This is a genomic window from Agrobacterium sp. rho-13.3, assembly GCF_033957765.2.
GTDB lineage: Bacteria > Pseudomonadota > Alphaproteobacteria > Rhizobiales > Rhizobiaceae > Agrobacterium.
In genome coordinates this window covers 2,600,762-2,616,545 of the sequence record NZ_CP192774.1, presented here as the reverse complement: position 1 = coordinate 2,616,545, position 15,784 = coordinate 2,600,762, and the positions used below count along the sequence as shown (strand labels likewise).

The window sequence follows — 15,784 nt, the reverse complement described above, 5'->3', positions numbered from 1 at the left end:
CCGAGGATGACGAATTTGGGTTTGGTGGGGATTGAGCAGCCCTACGCAGCAACGGCCTTATTCTGCCTGTTCTGAATCAAATCATCCACGACAGCCGGGTCGGCAAGCGTAGACGTATCTCCCAATGATCCGAAATCATCTTCGGCGATCTTGCGCAGAATGCGGCGCATGATTTTGCCGGAGCGGGTTTTGGGCAGGCCAGGGGAGAACTGGATTTTATCCGGTGTTGCCACAGGGCCGATTTCGTTGCGAACGTGTTTGACGAGTTCGGCGCGCAGCGCATCGTCGCCCACCTGTCCCGCCATCAGGGTCACATAACAGTAGATGCCCTGACCCTTGATGTGATGCGGATAACCGACGACAGCGGCCTCCGACACCAGATGATGGGAAACGAGCGCCGATTCCACTTCCGCGGTTCCAAGCCGGTGGCCGGAGACGTTCAGAACGTCATCCACGCGCCCGGTGATCCAGTAATACCCGTCCTCATCGCGGCGGCAGCCATCGCCGGTGAAATATTTCCCCTTATAGGTGGAGAAATAGGTTTCGATGAAGCGCTGGTGATCGCCATAAACCGTGCGGGATTGGCCCGGCCAGCTATCGACGATGCAGAGATTGCCGTCGGCTGCACCTTCCAGCACATTGCCTTCGGCATCGACCAGTTGTGGCTGAACGCCGAAGAAGGGGCGGGTGGCCGAACCGGGTTTGAGGTCGGTTGCGCCGGGCAATGGCGTGATGAGAATGCCGCCGGTTTCCGTCTGCCACCAGGTGTCGACGATCGGGCTCTTGTCCTCACCGACCACGTGGTAATACCATTCCCAGGCTTCCGGGTTGATCGGTTCGCCCACCGTGCCGAGCAGGCGCAGGCTGGAGCGTGAGGAGCGTTTGACGAAGTCATCACCAGCGCCCATCAGCGAGCGCAGCGCGGTCGGTGCGGTGTAGAAAATATTGACCTGATGTTTGTCGATGACTTCCCAGAACCGTCCCTGATCCGGGAAATTCGGCACGCCTTCGAACATCAGCGTCGTCGCACCATTCGCGAGCGGCCCGTAGACGATGTAGGAATGGCCCGTGACCCAGCCGACATCGGCGGTGCACCAGTAAATATCGCCGTCCTTGTAGTCGAACACATATTCATGCGTCATCGAGGCATAGACGAGATAGCCGCCGGTGGTGTGCAGCACGCCCTTTGGTTTGCCGGTGGAGCCGGAGGTGTAAAGAATGAACAGCGGGTCTTCCGCCTTCATCTTGACCGGTTCGCAGTGCGGTTTCACTGTGGCAACTTCCTGATGATACCAGAGGTCGCGGCCCGGTGCCCAGCCCGTCTTGCCGCCGGTGCGGCGCACGACCAGCACCTTGTTGACGATGACATGCTGGCGCGCGGCGATGTCGATCGCCTTATCGGTGTTTTCCTTGAGCGGAATGGGTTTTCCGCCGCGCACGCCCTCATCGCAGGTGATGACGAAAGTGGACTTGCAATCGACGATACGGCCGCCCAGCGCCTCGGGTGAAAAGCCGCCGAAGACGACCGAGTGGATCGCGCCGATACGGGCGCAGGCCAGCATCGCATAGGTCGCTTCCGGTATCATCGGCATATAGATGGTGACGCGGTCGCCTTTCTTGACGCCATGCTTTTTCAGCACATTGGCGAGGCGGCAGACCGAATCATACAGCTGATTATAGGTAATTTTTTTGTCGATATAGGGATTGTCGCCTTCCCAGATGATCGCGGTTTTTTCACCGTGGGTTTTCAGATGGCGGTCGATACAGTTGTAGGACACATTGGTCAGGCCGTCCTCAAACCACTTGATCGGCACCTTGCCCCGGAAGGATGTGTTCTTGACCTTGGTGTAAGGCTTGAACCAGTCGATGCGCTTGCCATGCTTGTCCCAGAACTTCTCCGGGTCTTCCACGCTTTCCTGATACCATTTCAGGTAACGGTCATTGTCGATCAGCGTGCGCGTTTTCGCGGACTTTAGAACCGGATAGATTTTGGCAGACATAAATTCCTCCTCAGACCAATGCTTGCTTGTCGCGACCGGAGACTCCTTTGCTCCAGTTATGTGCCAGATTCATACCAGTTCAGTGACATCCGGCAATTAGACAAAGGTCATTTCTATTGCAAAGAATTGCAATTCTGAAGCAATCCAGTTATAGAGCGCTTCATATCCCGGAAATCAGTGGTTTATCACCCACGGCCCGCGCCACCGGAGCGGACGGACAGAAGGACTGTATCTATGGCTCAAACATTGCTCATGCCGAAAGCGACGGCCGTCTGGCTCGTGGATAACACCGCGTTGTCTTTCGAACAGATCGCCACGTTCTGCAGGCTGCATCCGCTTGAAGTCAAAGCAATCGCCGATGGCGAAGCTTCGCAAGGCATCAAGGGGCTTGACCCCATTTCGACCGGACAGCTCTCCCGCGATGAAATCTCACGCGCAGAAGCCAACCCGAATCACAAGATCAAGCTTTCCGAGCCGAAGGTTCGCGTGCCTGAATCCAAGCGTCGTGGACCGCGTTATACGCCGGTGTCCAAGCGTCAGGATCGCCCGAACGCTATTTTGTGGCTGGTGCGCAATCACGCCGAACTGAAGGATGCGCAGATTTCGCGCCTCGTCGGCACGACCAAATCCACCATCGAGCAGATTCGCAACCGCAGTCACTGGAACTCCGCCAATCTGGCGCCGATGGATCCGGTGACGCTCGGTCTTTGCAGCCAGATCGATCTGGACCTTGAAGTCGAACGCGCGTCGCGCGGCCGCCCGTTGCCAACAGCCGAAGAGCTGGGCGCAACATTGCAGCCAGCAGCCGTCACCGAAAGCCTGGCTTACAAATACGAGCCTGAAGAAGAAAAAGAAATCGACGCCAACGCCGTTTTCGCCAAGCTCAGCGCGCTCAAGTCTACCCGCAAGGACGAAGACGAAGACGACAACTTCTGAGTCTTCTGCTTTCAACACAAATATAAAAAAGCCCCGGCATCGACCGGGGCTTTTTGTTGAGGTGGCTTAAAAGCTGACTACCCGAAGGATCAAGCGCTTCGTGCAGGCAGGGACAGCACCGGCGCACCGGATTTCTCATCGTCGTTCAGCAGGCCGCTGGCTCTCAACAGCGAGGAGAAGCGACCGCCGCGCAGGCTGAGTTCATCGAACGTGCCCTTTTCAACGATCCGGCCATTGTCCATGAACAGCACCAGATCGGCGTCGCGGACGGTCGACAGTCTGTGGGCGATGATGAAGGTCGTTCTGTCTTTGCGCAGGGCATCGACAGCGTCCTTCACGCGGGCTTCGGTTTCCACGTCCAGCGCGCTGGTGGCCTCATCCAGAACGAGGATCGGCGCGTTTTTCAGCACGGCACGGGCAATGGCGATACGCTGGCGTTCACCACCGGACAGACGGTTGCCACGTTCACCCACCTGCGTCATGTAGCCGGTCATCCGGCTGTCGATAAAGTCCGTTGCAGCAGCGGCAGCAGCAGCCTGAGCCACTTCGTCATCGGTCGCACTTTCACGGCCAAGGCGGATGTTGTCGCGGATCGAGCGGTTGAGAAGGCCGGCATCCTGAAAGACAGTGGCAATGGAGTGGCGCAGCGACTGACGTGTGACGGTGGAAATATCGGTGCCATCCACCAGAATTTGGCCGCCATTGGGGTCATACACACGCTGCAACAGATTGATGAGCGTTGTCTTGCCTGCACCTGTCGGGCCGACGATTGCGATTGTTTCGCCAGCATTTGCGGTGAAGGAGACGTCGTGAACGCCCTGCTTGGTGTTGGCAAAGCCAAAATTCACGTTGCGGAATTCCACCTTGCCGGAAACATGGCCAAGTTCAATGGCGGTGGTCGGCTCTTCGCGTTCCTGCACGGAATCTTCCAGCGTGAAGAAGTCCACCAGCTTGGACCGTGCTTCGAATATCTGGGTGGCGAAAGCCCGCACCTGGTCAAGACGACCGATCAAAAGGTTCGCAAAGCCGATGAAGGCGATGACTTCACCGACGCGCAACTGGCCGTTTTTGACGAGAATTGTACCGATGATGAGGATAATCATCATGGACAGTGTCGAGGCTGTGCGGTTCAAGGCGCTGGCAAATGCCCACCAGTCCAGAACCGGGTACTGCGCGCTGAGCAGGCGTTCGGTGAAGGATTTCAGCGCTTTGGTTTCCGCTTCGATGCGGTTGTAGCTGTGCAGGACCGAAACGTTGCTGATCGAATCGCTGACATGCGCAAACACCGAATGGTAATGCTCTTCAACGGAAGCCTGACCTTCCTTGGTGCGGTTCATCACCCATTTGCCGATGAACCAGTAGACCGTACCAAGGGCCAGCAGCACCAGGCTGAGGCGCAGGTCCATGGCAATTGCGGTTGGAATGAGCAGCAAAATCGCCACGAATGTCGCCAGATGCGTGCGCATGAATTCAAGCCACAGGCCGAACAGCGTTTCGCTGGCGCGCAAAAGCGTATGCAATGCGTTGGATGTGCCGCGCTGATGGTGCCAGGACAACGGCATGGAAATGATGCGGCCAAAGGCTTCGGTCAGCAACGATGCTCGGCGTCCGTGGGCAAGGCGATCCGCCTCACGCGCCACGGCCACATAGGCAATCGTGTTGAATACGCCGAATGCCGCCCAGAGAATGAGGATGTTCGTGGCATCCGATCCAGACGAGATGGCATCGATGATGCGGCCGAAAAGGATAGGCTCGGCAATGGTGATTGCGGCCAGAATGACGTTTGCCAAAACGACGATGGCCACGCGCCACTTGTTGTTGGCGAGGTAGCGCAGGGCGCGAGTATAAACCTGAAACAGTGTCAATTCCCAAATCCCGTCTTCATGTCCGTCCAGCAGCGTCATTCCAGACGCGGATATCCCCGCATTTATTCGCCATGGCGATATAAGCAATGCAAGTCGTTGTTTTATCGCTTTTTCTACATGAATGTGCGCTTAACGGAGAGGTCTGGAGCCCGATCCGACGAAAATAAATCGAATCGCGCGATTGTGAATTGGTCCATATGCAAAACTGCTAGATTTCGTGGCGCGGTTTTAATCATTTATAACTTTATGAGGTACAAGTTCATTTTGGCGAGCGATCCGAGTAACATGAAGTGTCGGGAAGGATGTTTCCTTCAAAAAAACGTCGATGTTCCCTCACTTTTTTCTGGATGTTCGCATCAATGCACAATGTTTTGCAGTTTTTGACCCTGTGCGGTGAGCAGAACACCGAGGACGAGTTTCTGGCAGCGTTTCACGAGTTGATGCGTTATCTCGGCTTCGGTTTTTACCGCGTGACGCGCCGAGACGCTGAAGATTTGACACTGACAGGAAATATTCTCGCCGAATATTTGCCGGAGGGTTGGAAAGAGGTCTATCACGCGAAGAAGTATGGTGGGGCCGATCCGGTCAAGCGCACGCTTGGTCTGCTGCATCAACCGTTTCGATGCCGCGATGTCATCGGTCTTCTGCCCCAAGCAGCGCAACGAAAGCGCGCCGCCAAGTTGTTTCAGGATGCCGCACGCTTTGGTCTTCATGATGGCTATGCGTTTCCCATCCATGGTCGCAGCGGGTTGCTGGGGGGTGTGTTCATTTTTGGCGATGGTCGCCAGTTTTCCAGTTCGGAATTGTTGATTGTCGAGTCTGCCATGCGCGCGGTCTTCTGGCGCCTGCTGGAGTTTGCGGGTCAGGCGAGCGAGCTTTTGTCGCTCCCGAACCTGTCGGCCACACAGCTCACCCGTCGCGAGCTAGATGTGCTGACGCTGCTGGCTCAGGGCAAGACATCGCCGGAAATCGGCAAGAGCCTGGAAATTTCCAGTCATACGGTCGACTGGTACATCAACGGCATACAACGCAAGTTTGATGCCAGAAACCGTCAGCATGTTGTGGCGCTTGCACTTCGTCACGGGATTATCGCCTGAGACCCTGTCGTTTCGTCTTCCGTACGGGGATCGTCAAAAACGCCCTTTCCAACTGTCGCAATTACTGATTAATTTCGCGGTGCAGCATATAGGTTTGGCTGCGAGGTTCTGGGAGGCCGTCTTGAAAATATCGAAAATCCTTGTCGCCAATCGATCCGAGATTGCGATCCGTGTGTTCCGTGCTGCCAATGAGCTGGGCATAAAAACGGTCGCGATCTGGGCGGAAGAGGACAAGCTTTCGCTGCACCGTTTCAAGGCGGATGAGAGTTATCAGGTTGGTCGTGGCCCGCATCTGTCCAAGGATATGGGACCGATCGAAAGTTATCTTTCCATCGAAGAAGTCATCCGCGTTGCCAAATTGTCGGGAGCGGATGCCATCCATCCCGGCTACGGGCTGTTGTCGGAAAGCCCGGAATTCGTGGAGGCCTGCAACAAGGCCGGCGTTATTTTCATTGGCCCGACCGCAGAGACGATGCGCCAGCTGGGCAACAAGGTTGCCGCGCGCAATCTGGCCATTTCTGTTGATGTGCCCGTGGTGCCTGCGACCGAGCCCTTGCCGGATGACATCGCCGAAATCGAGCGCATGGCCGAGGAAATCGGTTATCCGGTGATGCTCAAAGCCTCCTGGGGCGGCGGTGGTCGCGGTATGCGCGCCATCCGCAAAAAGGAAGACCTCGCCCGCGAGGTGACGGAAGCCAAGCGCGAGGCGAAGGCCGCTTTCGGCAAGGACGAGGTCTATCTGGAAAAACTTCTGGAACGTGCCCGCCACGTCGAAAGTCAGGTTCTGGGCGATACGCATGGCAATGTCGTGCATCTGTTCGAGCGTGATTGTTCCATCCAGCGCCGTAACCAGAAGGTGGTCGAGCGCGCGCCAGCGCCCTATCTTTCGGAAGCGCAGCGCCAAGAGCTTGCCAATTATTCGCTGAAAATCGCCGCCGCGACCAATTACATCGGCGCCGGCACGGTCGAATATCTGATGGATGTCGACACCCAGAAATTCTACTTCATCGAGGTCAATCCCCGCATTCAGGTGGAGCATACCGTTACCGAAGTCGTTACCGGCATCGATATCGTCAAGGCGCAAATCCACATTCTGGAAGGTGCGGCCATCGGGACACCTGAGTCGGGCGTGCCGGAGCAGAAGGATATCAGGCTCAACGGCCATGCGCTTCAGTGCCGCATCACCACGGAAGACCCGGAACATAATTTCATTCCCGATTATGGCCGCATCACCGCCTACCGTTCGGCGTCGGGTTTCGGCATCCGTCTGGATGGCGGCACGGCCTATGCGGGCGCCATCATCACCCGCTATTACGATCCTTTGCTGGTCAAGGTCACGGCCTGGGCACCGAAGCCGGATGAAGCCATCAGCCGGATGCATCGTGCTTTGCGCGAGTTCCGTATTCGTGGCGTGGCGACAAACCTCACATTCCTTGAAGCCATCATCAACCATGACAGCTTTCGTGAAAACACCTACACGACGCGCTTCATCGATTCGACACCGGAGCTGTTTGAGCAGGTCAAACGTCAGGACCGCGCCACCAAGCTGCTGACCTATCTTGCCGATGTGACCGTCAACGGTCACCCGGAAACGAAGGGTCGCGTCAAACCGGCTGCAAATGCCGCAAAGCCCATCATTCCCTATATCGATCAGCCAACGCCCGAAGGCACCAAGCAGTTGCTGGACAAGCTAGGGCCAAAGGGTTTTGCCGACTGGATGCGCAATGAAAAGCGCGTGCTGGTGACGGACACCACCATGCGTGATGGCCACCAGTCGCTGTTGGCCACCCGCGTTCGCACGCATGACATTGCCCGTGTTTCGAGCGTCTACGCCAAGGCTTTGCCGCAGCTTCTTTCGCTGGAATGCTGGGGCGGTGCGACATTCGACGTGTCCATGCGCTTCCTCACCGAAGATCCGTGGGAACGTTTGGCGCAGGTGCGTGAAGGCGCGCCAAACCTCTTGCTGCAAATGCTTCTGCGCGGCGCAAACGGCGTCGGCTACAAAAATTATCCGGATAATGTCGTCAAATATTTCGTCCGTCAGGCAGCGCAAGGCGGTATCGATCTGTTCCGCGTGTTCGATTGCCTCAACTGGGTCGAGAATATGCGTGTGTCGATGGACGCCATCGCAGAGGAAAACAAGCTCTGCGAAGCGACCATCTGCTACACGGGCGATCTGTTGAATTCTGCCCGCCCGAAATATGATCTCAAATATTACACGGGTCTTGCTGCCGAACTCGAAAAGGCGGGCGCGCACATCATCGCCGTCAAGGACATGGCCGGTCTGTTGAAACCGGCTGCCGCGAAGGTTCTGTTCAAGGCGCTGCGGGAAGCGACCAGCCTGCCGATCCATTTCCACACGCATGATACATCCGGCATTTCCGCAGCCACGGTTCTGGCTGCGGTCGAAGCGGGCGTGGATGCTGTGGATGCGGCCATGGACGCGCTGTCCGGCAACACATCGCAGCCTTGCCTCGGCTCCATCGTCGAAGCGCTCAAGGGTTCCGAGCGTGATACCGGTCTCGATACCGAGTGGATTCGTCGCATTTCCTTCTATTGGGAAGCGGTTCGCGGCCAGTACGCCGCCTTCGAGAGCGATCTGAAGGGTCCGGCATCGGAAGTTTATCTTCACGAAATGCCGGGTGGTCAGTTCACCAACCTCAAGGAACAGGCTCGTTCGCTCGGTCTTGAAAGCCGCTGGCACGAAGTGGCGCAGACCTATGCGGACGTCAACCAGATGTTCGGCGATATCGTCAAGGTCACGCCGTCTTCCAAGGTTGTTGGCGATATGGCGCTGATGATGGTCAGTCAGGATTTGACCGTTGCCGATGTCGAAAACCCGGACAAGGAAGTGTCCTTCCCGGATTCTGTCGTTTCCATGCTCAAGGGTGATCTCGGTCAATCACCGGGCGGCTGGCCGCAGGCTTTGCAGAAAAAGGCGCTCAAGGGCGATGAGGCTTACACAGCCCGTCCCGGTTCACTGTTGGCGGATGCCGATCTGGATGCGGAGCGCAAAGAGATCGAAACCAAGCTGGAACGTTCGGTCAATGATTTCGAGTTCGCGTCCTACCTGATGTATCCAAAGGTCTTTACGGACTTTGCGTTTGCATCCGAAACCTATGGCCCTGTGTCCGTTCTTCCAACCCATGCCTATTTCTACGGCATGGAGGATGGCGAAGAGCTGTTTGCCGATCTGGAACGCGGCAAGACGCTGGTGATCGTCAATCAGGCCTCATCCGGCACGGATGAAAAAGGCATGGTCACGGTGTTCTTCGAAATCAACGGCCAGCCGCGCCGTATCAAGGTGCCGGATCGCGCCCATGGTGCAACCGGTTCTGCTGTGCGCCGCAAGGCTGAACCCGGCAATGCCGCCCATATCGGCGCACCGATGCCGGGCGTCATTTCCCGCGTGTTCGTCAATGCGGGTCAGGACGTCAAGGCGGGCGATGTGCTGCTTTCCATCGAGGCAATGAAGATGGAAACCGCTCTTCATGCGGAGCGTGATGGCAAAATCACCGAAGTGCTGGTGCGCCCCGGTGACCAGATCGACGCCAAGGATTTGTTGATCGCTTACGGCGAATAAGCACTTTTTTCATGAGTTGATAAAAATGCCCGCCGCTCGGCGGGCATTTTTGCTTGTGGAAAATGTCGTGTCGGGTTATGCGTGTTTATGCACGATTGTTCCGATTGATTCCGACATGTCCAAGATTGACCATTTTGTAAGTGAAAGACAGGCGCTGATTTTTGCCGCGTTGCAGCAGCAAGGCCGTGTGCTGGCGCAGGAACTCGCCCAGACATTCGACGTGTCGGAAGACACCGTGCGGCGGGATTTGCGCGAAATGGCGGCGCGGGGAGAGTGTGAGCGGGTCTATGGCGGCGCTCTGCTGGCCTCGGGCAAAACCGTACCTTTGAAAACGCGCCTCAGCGAAATACCGGATCGTAAGGCGGTTCTCGGGCAGGCGACTGCGGCGTTGTTGCAGGATGGCATGACAGTGTTCATCGATGCAGGCTCCACAAATCTCGCGATCGCAAAACATTTGGCCGCTGGTTTGAAACTGACGGTCATTACCAACACGCCAGCCATTGCTGCCGAGCTTGCCTTGCGCACCGATGTGGAACTGATCCTGATCGGTGGCAGGGTTGATCCCGCCGTTGGTGCCGCCATTGACACCACCGCCATCCGCCAGCTTGAACAAATCCGGCCTGATATCTGCATCGTCGGCGTCTGTGGCCTGACGCTGGAAAACGGCTTATGCGCGGATATTTACGAGGATGCGGTCTTCAAACGCCTTGCCTGTCAGGCCAGCGGAAAAAGCATCGCTGCCATCACCACGGAAAAACTCGGCACCAAAGCCGCCTTTCACGTTGCTCCCCTCTCGCCATCGCTGGCGCTGGTTCTGGAACAGGATGCCGACGACCCATTTGTCGGTGCGCTGTCTCAAACCGGAATCGAACTCCATCTGGCCGGACAAAAATCCGGCACCCATGTCTCAAACAAAGACTGAAGGACCTGTCCCGATGACCGGCTCTGCCACGCAAACATCCGCGCCCACGCGCGCGCCTTATATGACCAAAACACGCCTCGGCGTTTCGCTGCTCTTTCTCATGAATGGTTTCATGATGGGCTCATGGGCACCCATGATACCCGAATTCGCCAGACGTTTTTCGCTTAGCGAAAGCGCCTTGGGTCTCGTCATCCTTGCCTATGGCCTCGGGTCGCTGTCCTTCATGCCTGTTGCGGGCTCGCAAATCGGTCGCCTCGGTTCACGAACCGTGACTTTGGCGGTTGCACTCATCATGGTACCGACGCTGTTGTTGATCACGATATCGAACGCCTTGTGGGCCGGTGTCATCGCTGTATTTGTGTTCGGCGGGCTAACTGGTGCCATGGATGTTGCCATGAATGCCAATGCCGTGGCGGTGGAACGCAATATGCGCCGTGCCATCATGTCGTCCTGCCATGCGTTCTGGAGCCTGGGTGGATTGTTGGGTGCGGGTCTTGGCGGTCTGTTGATCACCAAAACGGGTATTTACGGCCACGCCATCACCTTGACGCTCATCGCGGCCGCCCTGCTTGCTGTGGCATGGCCGCGGGTCCTCGCGGATCGCCCTCATCCGGAAGAACAGCGTCCCAAGGGTGGCCTGCCCATGACGCCGCTGCCTTGGATCATCGGTATCATGGCGCTGTTTTCGATGATCCCTGAAGGTGCCATTCTGGATTGGGGCGCGCTTTATCTGCGCAATGAACTCACCGCATCCGTCACCTTGTCCGGCTTTGCTTTTGCGGCATTCTCGCTGACCATGGCCATCATGCGCTTCGCGGGGGATCTGGTGCGGGATCGTTTCGGTGCTGTTCGCACCTTGCAGGTTTGCTCGGTCATCTCCATCACCGGCCTGCTGATTGCTGGCTTCGCGCCGAATTCCCTTATCGCGATTGCCGGGTTTGCGATTGCCGGTATCGGTATTTCCAACATGGTGCCGATTGCCTTTTCCGCCGCGGGCAACATGCCGGGGCTGGCACCGGGCATCGGCCTGTCCGTGGTCACGACCATGGGCTATTCCGGCATTCTGGTTGCGCCTTCTGCCATCGGCTTCATTGCGGAACATACGGGTCTTGCCGCCGTCTTCATCGGCCTGCCTGTGCTGCATGTGGTGGTTTTGCTGCTTTCCAAGCTGGCTCGTCACGCGGATGGCGCTGCCAATCACTAACCATCTCGAATTTCGCCATGATTGCGGTAAAATACAGCATCGGACCGAAAAGTGCGAAGCGGTTTTCGGACAATCCGATGCTTCAACACATATCTAGAGCGGCGGGACCAGTTCCGTTTTACCGCTGCCGCTCTAGGAGTTGATTGGTTGGATGTTGACAAGGCGCGCGCCTTGTTCCACCTGAAAGATGAGATTTTACCACAATTGCCCGAGACAAACATGACGTCACACGCCGATTACGATCCCAAACCGCGCCGCGCTTCCGTTGCCGTCGATGTCGGTGGTGTTATCGTGGGCGGCGGTGCGCCTGTGGTTGTGCAGTCGATGACCAATACGGACACGGCAGATATCGATGCCACCGTGCAGCAGGTGGCGGCATTGTTCCGCGCCGGGTCCGAAATCGTCCGCATCACGGTGGATCGTGATGAAAGTGCGGCTGCCGTTCCGAAAATCCGTGACCGGCTTATGCGCCTTGGTCTGGACGTGCCTTTGGTCGGCGATTTCCATTATATCGGTCACAAGCTGCTGGCGGATCATCCGGCCTGCGCCGAAGCACTGGCCAAATACCGAATCAATCCCGGCAATGTCGGCTTCAAGGACAAAAAGGACAAGCAGTTCGGCGATATCGTCGAAATGGCGATCCGTTATGACAAGCCGGTGCGAATAGGCGTCAATTGGGGCTCGCTCGATCAGGAATTGCTGACGACCTTGATGGACAAAAACAAGGTCGAGGGTTTTCCGCTGTCCGCCCGTCAGGTCACACGCGAAGCCATCGTCCAGTCGGCGCTGATTTCCGCCGAGCTTGCCGAAGAGATCGGCCTGCCGCGCAACCGCATCATTCTGTCTGCCAAGGTCAGCCAGGTGCAGGATTTGATTGCGGTTTATTCCATGCTTTCGGAGCGCTCCAACCACGCGCTGCATCTGGGCCTGACAGAGGCAGGCATGGGGTCAAAGGGCATCGTCGCCTCGTCTGCGGCCATGGGTTACGTGCTGCAACACGGCATTGGCGATACGATTCGTGTGTCGCTGACGCCCGAGCCGAATGGCGACCGCACCCGCGAAGTGCAGGTGGCGCAGGAAATCTTGCAGGTCATGGGTTTCCGCCAGTTCGTTCCGGTGGTTGCCGCCTGTCCCGGCTGCGGACGCACGACCTCGACGGTGTTTCAGGAGCTGGCGCAGAACATTCAGAACGATCTTCGCAAAAATATGCCGGTCTGGCGCGATAAATATCCGGGCGTTGAAGCACTCAACGTTGCCGTCATGGGCTGCATCGTCAACGGTCCGGGTGAAAGCAAACATGCCGATATCGGCATTTCGCTGCCCGGCACCGGCGAAAACCCTGCTGCTCCCGTCTTTATCGATGGTGAAAAGGCTTTGACCCTGCGTGGCCCCAACATCGCGCAGGATTTTGAAGCGCTGGTGATCGACTACATCGAAAAACGTTTCGGCCGAAAGGACGCGGCAGAATAACAATCGACCGTGAAAATGCCGGAATTCATCTGTCTTACCTCCTAAAACTTACGGAGCACTGGAATTCATGATCAAGAAACTTGCCATTCTTGCGCTTGCCGCAACCTTTCTTTCGGCCTGCACCACGACGGACCCTTATACCGGTGAGCAGAAGGTTTCCAACATGGCAGGTGGTGCCGGTGTCGGCGCTGTTGCCGGTGCGCTCGGTGGCCTCGTGATCGGTGGCGGCAACAAGGGCCGCAACGCGCTGATCGGTGCCGGTATCGGCGCTCTGGCCGGTGGCGCTATCGGCGGTTACATGGACAATCAGGAAGCCGAACTTCGTCAGCAGCTTCAGGGAACCGGCGTTTCGGTCACCCGTCGTGGCGACAGCATCGTTCTCAACATGCCTTCCAACATCACCTTCGCAACCGATCAGGATCAGGTCATCCCGCCATTCTATCCAACGCTGGACTCGGTCGCCATCGTGCTGAACAAGTTCAACCGCACCCTGATCGACATCAACGGCCATACCGACTCGACAGGCAGCCTTGCGCATAACCAGGCGCTTTCGGAACGTCGCGCCGCATCGGTCGCCAACTATCTCGGCTCACGCAGCATCGACCAGCGCCGCATCTCCACCCTCGGCTACGGCCCATCGCAGCCGGTTGCCTCCAACGCAACACCAGACGGCCGCGCCCAGAACCGCCGCGTCGAAGTGCTGATTTCGCCGCTGAAGCAGGGTTGATCTTTGATGATGTAATCCGTTCAGAAACGGTATTATGTCACACGCAACGTCATCCTCGGGCTTGTCCCGAGGATCTAAAACATCTCGATTGGCTTAGCGTAGTTAGCTTTTCCGTTCCGCAACAAACTTCGCTGTCTCAATGAGGACGGTAGCGCTCTCGCCATAAGGTGTCAGCAACTCCGCCGCTTCGGCCACCAGTTCGCGCAATCGCGTGCGTGCCCAGTCTTCTCCGCGCAGCGCCACAAGCGTGCCCTTGCCGCGCGCGGCATCCTTGCCGGTGGCTTTGCCCATGGTGGCGGTGTCGGAGGTGAGGTCGAGGAGGTCGTCGGCCAGTTGGAAGGCGAGGCCGATTTTTTCGCCGAATCGGCGTAGTCTCTGCCGCTCGGTCGCGTCACTTCCGGAGATGATCGCACCGGCTTCGCAGGCGAAGCGGATCAATGCGCCGGTTTTCATCGCCTGCAATGTCACGATACCCGCCTCATCCGGGGCCTGTTTTTCCGCTGCCAGATCAAGCGCCTGTCCGCCTGCCATGCCGCCGATGCCTGCGGCTCTTGCCAGTGCGAGGACGAGGGCGGCTTTGCGGTCATCCGGCAAGGGTGTTTCCGGTGCGGCGATGATGTCGAAGGCCAGTGTCAGCAGGCTATCACCCGCCAGAATCGCCACGGCTTCATCGAATTTTTTGTGAACGGTCGGCTGGCCGCGCCTGATGTCATCATTGTCCATAGCGGGAAGGTCGTCATGGACGAGCGAATAACAATGCAGGCATTCCAGCGCCGCACCGACATAAAGGGCTGCGGTAGAATCTCCACCGAGAAGGGCTGATGTTTCGATGACCAGAAAGGGGCGAAGTCGCTTGCCGCCGTTCAAAACGCCGTGGCGCATGGCATCCAGCAGGTTTTTCGGACGGGTGATTTCGTCGGCGTGCGTGTCGCCGGAGAGCAGCGTGCCTAGCAAGGCTTCGGTTCTTGCCGCATTGTCGCGCAGCCGCGTCTCGAATGTCATAATGCCGTATTCCTCAGCCTTTTGGCCTCAACCACGCTGGCTGTTTGGCATGGGGAAAAAAGGCTGGCAATGGTTTTTGTGAACGCAATGCGGAACTTCCATCGTGTGAGTAGCCTTGATGGCCCATGCAGGATATGAAAGGCTCATAGAGTCCGCTTGGAAACTCGGTGGCTGAGAGCAGGCGGGTTTCCAAGCAGACTCTATGGTGAGCCAAGTGGGGACAGGGTTTTTGACCAGCACGCCGGACAGCGAGACGGATTATGAAGCGCTTGCTGAAAGCGGGAGCAAACCGAAGGTGGATGTTCGAAGCCTCATCAGACGTGCTCTTATCGTCGGACTTGCGCTGCTGGTCGTGCCTTACCTGTTGATCGTCATCTACGCGCTGCCCTTCATGCGCCCGGTTTCCACGCTGATGCTGGCGGAACTGGTGACGTTTCAGGGCTATGACCGTCGCTGGGTGCCACTCGAAAATATCTCGCCGCGCCTCGTTCAATCGGTAATGATGTCCGAAGACGGGCAGTTCTGTTCTCACGCCGGTGTGGACTGGGGCCAGATGCAAACCGTGGTCAGCAGCGCGCTGGATGGCGAGGCGACACGCGGGGCCAGCACCATTCCCATGCAGACGGCAAAAAATCTGTTTCTCTGGAATGGCCGTTCATTTCTGCGCAAAGGACTGGAGCTGCCGCTGGCGGTGGTGTCCGATTTCATCTGGTCGAAAAAGCGGATGATGGAGATTTATCTCAACGTTGCCGAATGGGGGCCGGGCATTTACGGCATCGAAGCGGCGTCGCAATATCACTTCAAGGTGTCGGCCTCAAAGCTTAGTTCCCGGCAGGCAGCCCTTTTGGCTGTGGCGCTTCCCAACCCGATTGACCGTGTGGCCAGCAAGCCGGGTCGGGGAATGCAACGTTTAGCGGGACTTATCGAAAGACGCGCCCGCGGTTCGGGCGCATATGTCGGCTGCGTATTGGACTGAAA

11 protein-coding genes are annotated in these 15,784 nt (G+C 57.4%); 8 read left to right on the top strand and 3 right to left on the bottom strand.

Annotation, left to right across the window (positions count from 1 at the left end; translation table 11 throughout):
• Positions 1–41: 41 nt before the first annotated feature.
• A complete protein-coding gene (gene acs, locus RMR16_RS12755; RefSeq protein ID WP_320201132.1) occupies positions 42–2,000 on the bottom strand; it encodes an acetate--CoA ligase in 1,959 nt (652 codons plus the stop codon).
• Positions 2,001–2,234: 234 nt separating this feature from the next.
• Between acs and RMR16_RS12750 the strand changes: the two genes are divergently transcribed.
• Complete coding sequence (locus RMR16_RS12750) at positions 2,235–2,936, top strand: DUF1013 domain-containing protein (protein WP_320201133.1); 702 nt, start codon at positions 2,235–2,237, stop codon at positions 2,934–2,936.
• A gap of 89 nt (positions 2,937–3,025) precedes the next feature.
• Here RMR16_RS12750 and RMR16_RS12745 read toward each other — a convergent pair whose 3' ends face one another.
• On the bottom strand, positions 3,026–4,840 hold the full coding sequence (locus RMR16_RS12745) for a glucan ABC transporter ATP-binding protein/ permease (protein ID WP_320201134.1): 1,815 nt from the start codon (positions 4,838–4,840) through the stop codon (positions 3,026–3,028).
• 320 nt (positions 4,841–5,160) lie between these two features.
• On the opposite strand from RMR16_RS12745, the gene RMR16_RS12740 reads away from it, so the two are divergent.
• The 6 genes from RMR16_RS12740 (at position 5,161) to RMR16_RS12715 (ending at position 13,804) form a co-directional block, all read left to right on the top strand.
• Entirely contained in the window at positions 5,161–5,898 is a 738-nt protein-coding gene (locus RMR16_RS12740) for a helix-turn-helix transcriptional regulator (protein ID WP_320201135.1), read from the top strand.
• 121 nt (positions 5,899–6,019) lie between these two features.
• Positions 6,020–9,481: a pyruvate carboxylase gene (pyc, locus tag RMR16_RS12735; protein ID WP_320201136.1), complete on the top strand. Its 3,462-nt coding sequence runs from the start codon at positions 6,020–6,022 to the stop codon at positions 9,479–9,481.
• Positions 9,482–9,596: 115 nt separating this feature from the next.
• The gene (locus tag RMR16_RS12730; protein WP_320201137.1) at positions 9,597–10,403 is read left to right on the top strand and encodes a DeoR/GlpR family DNA-binding transcription regulator; all 807 of its coding nucleotides are present in this window, start codon (positions 9,597–9,599) and stop codon (positions 10,401–10,403) included.
• 13 nt (positions 10,404–10,416) lie between these two features.
• Entirely contained in the window at positions 10,417–11,607 is a 1,191-nt protein-coding gene (locus tag RMR16_RS12725) for an MFS transporter (protein ID WP_320201138.1), read from the top strand.
• Positions 11,608–11,826: 219 nt separating this feature from the next.
• Positions 11,827–13,077: a flavodoxin-dependent (E)-4-hydroxy-3-methylbut-2-enyl-diphosphate synthase gene (gene ispG / locus RMR16_RS12720; RefSeq protein ID WP_320201139.1), complete on the top strand. Its 1,251-nt coding sequence runs from the start codon at positions 11,827–11,829 to the stop codon at positions 13,075–13,077.
• 67 nt (positions 13,078–13,144) lie between these two features.
• Positions 13,145–13,804 carry an OmpA family protein gene (locus RMR16_RS12715; protein ID WP_320201140.1) on the top strand — a complete coding sequence of 220 codons (660 nt, stop codon included), beginning with the start codon at positions 13,145–13,147 and terminating at the stop codon, positions 13,802–13,804.
• A gap of 102 nt (positions 13,805–13,906) precedes the next feature.
• Here the strand turns inward: RMR16_RS12715 and RMR16_RS12710 are convergent, their stop codons facing one another.
• Positions 13,907–14,806: a polyprenyl synthetase family protein gene (locus tag RMR16_RS12710; protein WP_320201141.1), complete on the bottom strand. Its 900-nt coding sequence runs from the start codon at positions 14,804–14,806 to the stop codon at positions 13,907–13,909.
• Positions 14,807–15,035: 229 nt separating this feature from the next.
• Between RMR16_RS12710 and mtgA the strand changes: the two genes are divergently transcribed.
• Complete coding sequence (gene mtgA / locus RMR16_RS12705; RefSeq protein ID WP_320201142.1) at positions 15,036–15,782, top strand: monofunctional biosynthetic peptidoglycan transglycosylase; 747 nt, start codon at positions 15,036–15,038, stop codon at positions 15,780–15,782.
• Positions 15,783–15,784: the final 2 nt, after the last annotated feature.

What these genes read in the sequence shown, in the direction of transcription:
- RMR16_RS12715 (WP_320201140.1), top strand. Translation starts at nt 13,145, where the DNA reads ATGATCAAGAAACTTGCCATTCTTGCGCTTGCCGCAACCTTTCTTTCG.
- RMR16_RS12730 (WP_320201137.1), top strand. Translation starts at nt 9,597, where the DNA reads ATGTCCAAGATTGACCATTTTGTAAGTGAAAGACAGGCGCTGATTTTT.
- RMR16_RS12710 (WP_320201141.1), bottom strand. Translation starts at nt 14,806, where the DNA reads ATGACATTCGAGACGCGGCTGCGCGACAATGCGGCAAGAACCGAAGCC.
- RMR16_RS12740 (WP_320201135.1), top strand. Translation starts at nt 5,161, where the DNA reads ATGCACAATGTTTTGCAGTTTTTGACCCTGTGCGGTGAGCAGAACACC.
- RMR16_RS12750 (WP_320201133.1), top strand. Translation starts at nt 2,235, where the DNA reads ATGGCTCAAACATTGCTCATGCCGAAAGCGACGGCCGTCTGGCTCGTG.
- ispG (WP_320201139.1), top strand. Translation starts at nt 11,827, where the DNA reads ATGACGTCACACGCCGATTACGATCCCAAACCGCGCCGCGCTTCCGTT.
- RMR16_RS12725 (WP_320201138.1), top strand. Translation starts at nt 10,417, where the DNA reads ATGACCGGCTCTGCCACGCAAACATCCGCGCCCACGCGCGCGCCTTAT.
- acs (WP_320201132.1), bottom strand. Translation starts at nt 2,000, where the DNA reads ATGTCTGCCAAAATCTATCCGGTTCTAAAGTCCGCGAAAACGCGCACG.
- RMR16_RS12745 (WP_320201134.1), bottom strand. Translation starts at nt 4,840, where the DNA reads ATGACGCTGCTGGACGGACATGAAGACGGGATTTGGGAATTGACACTG.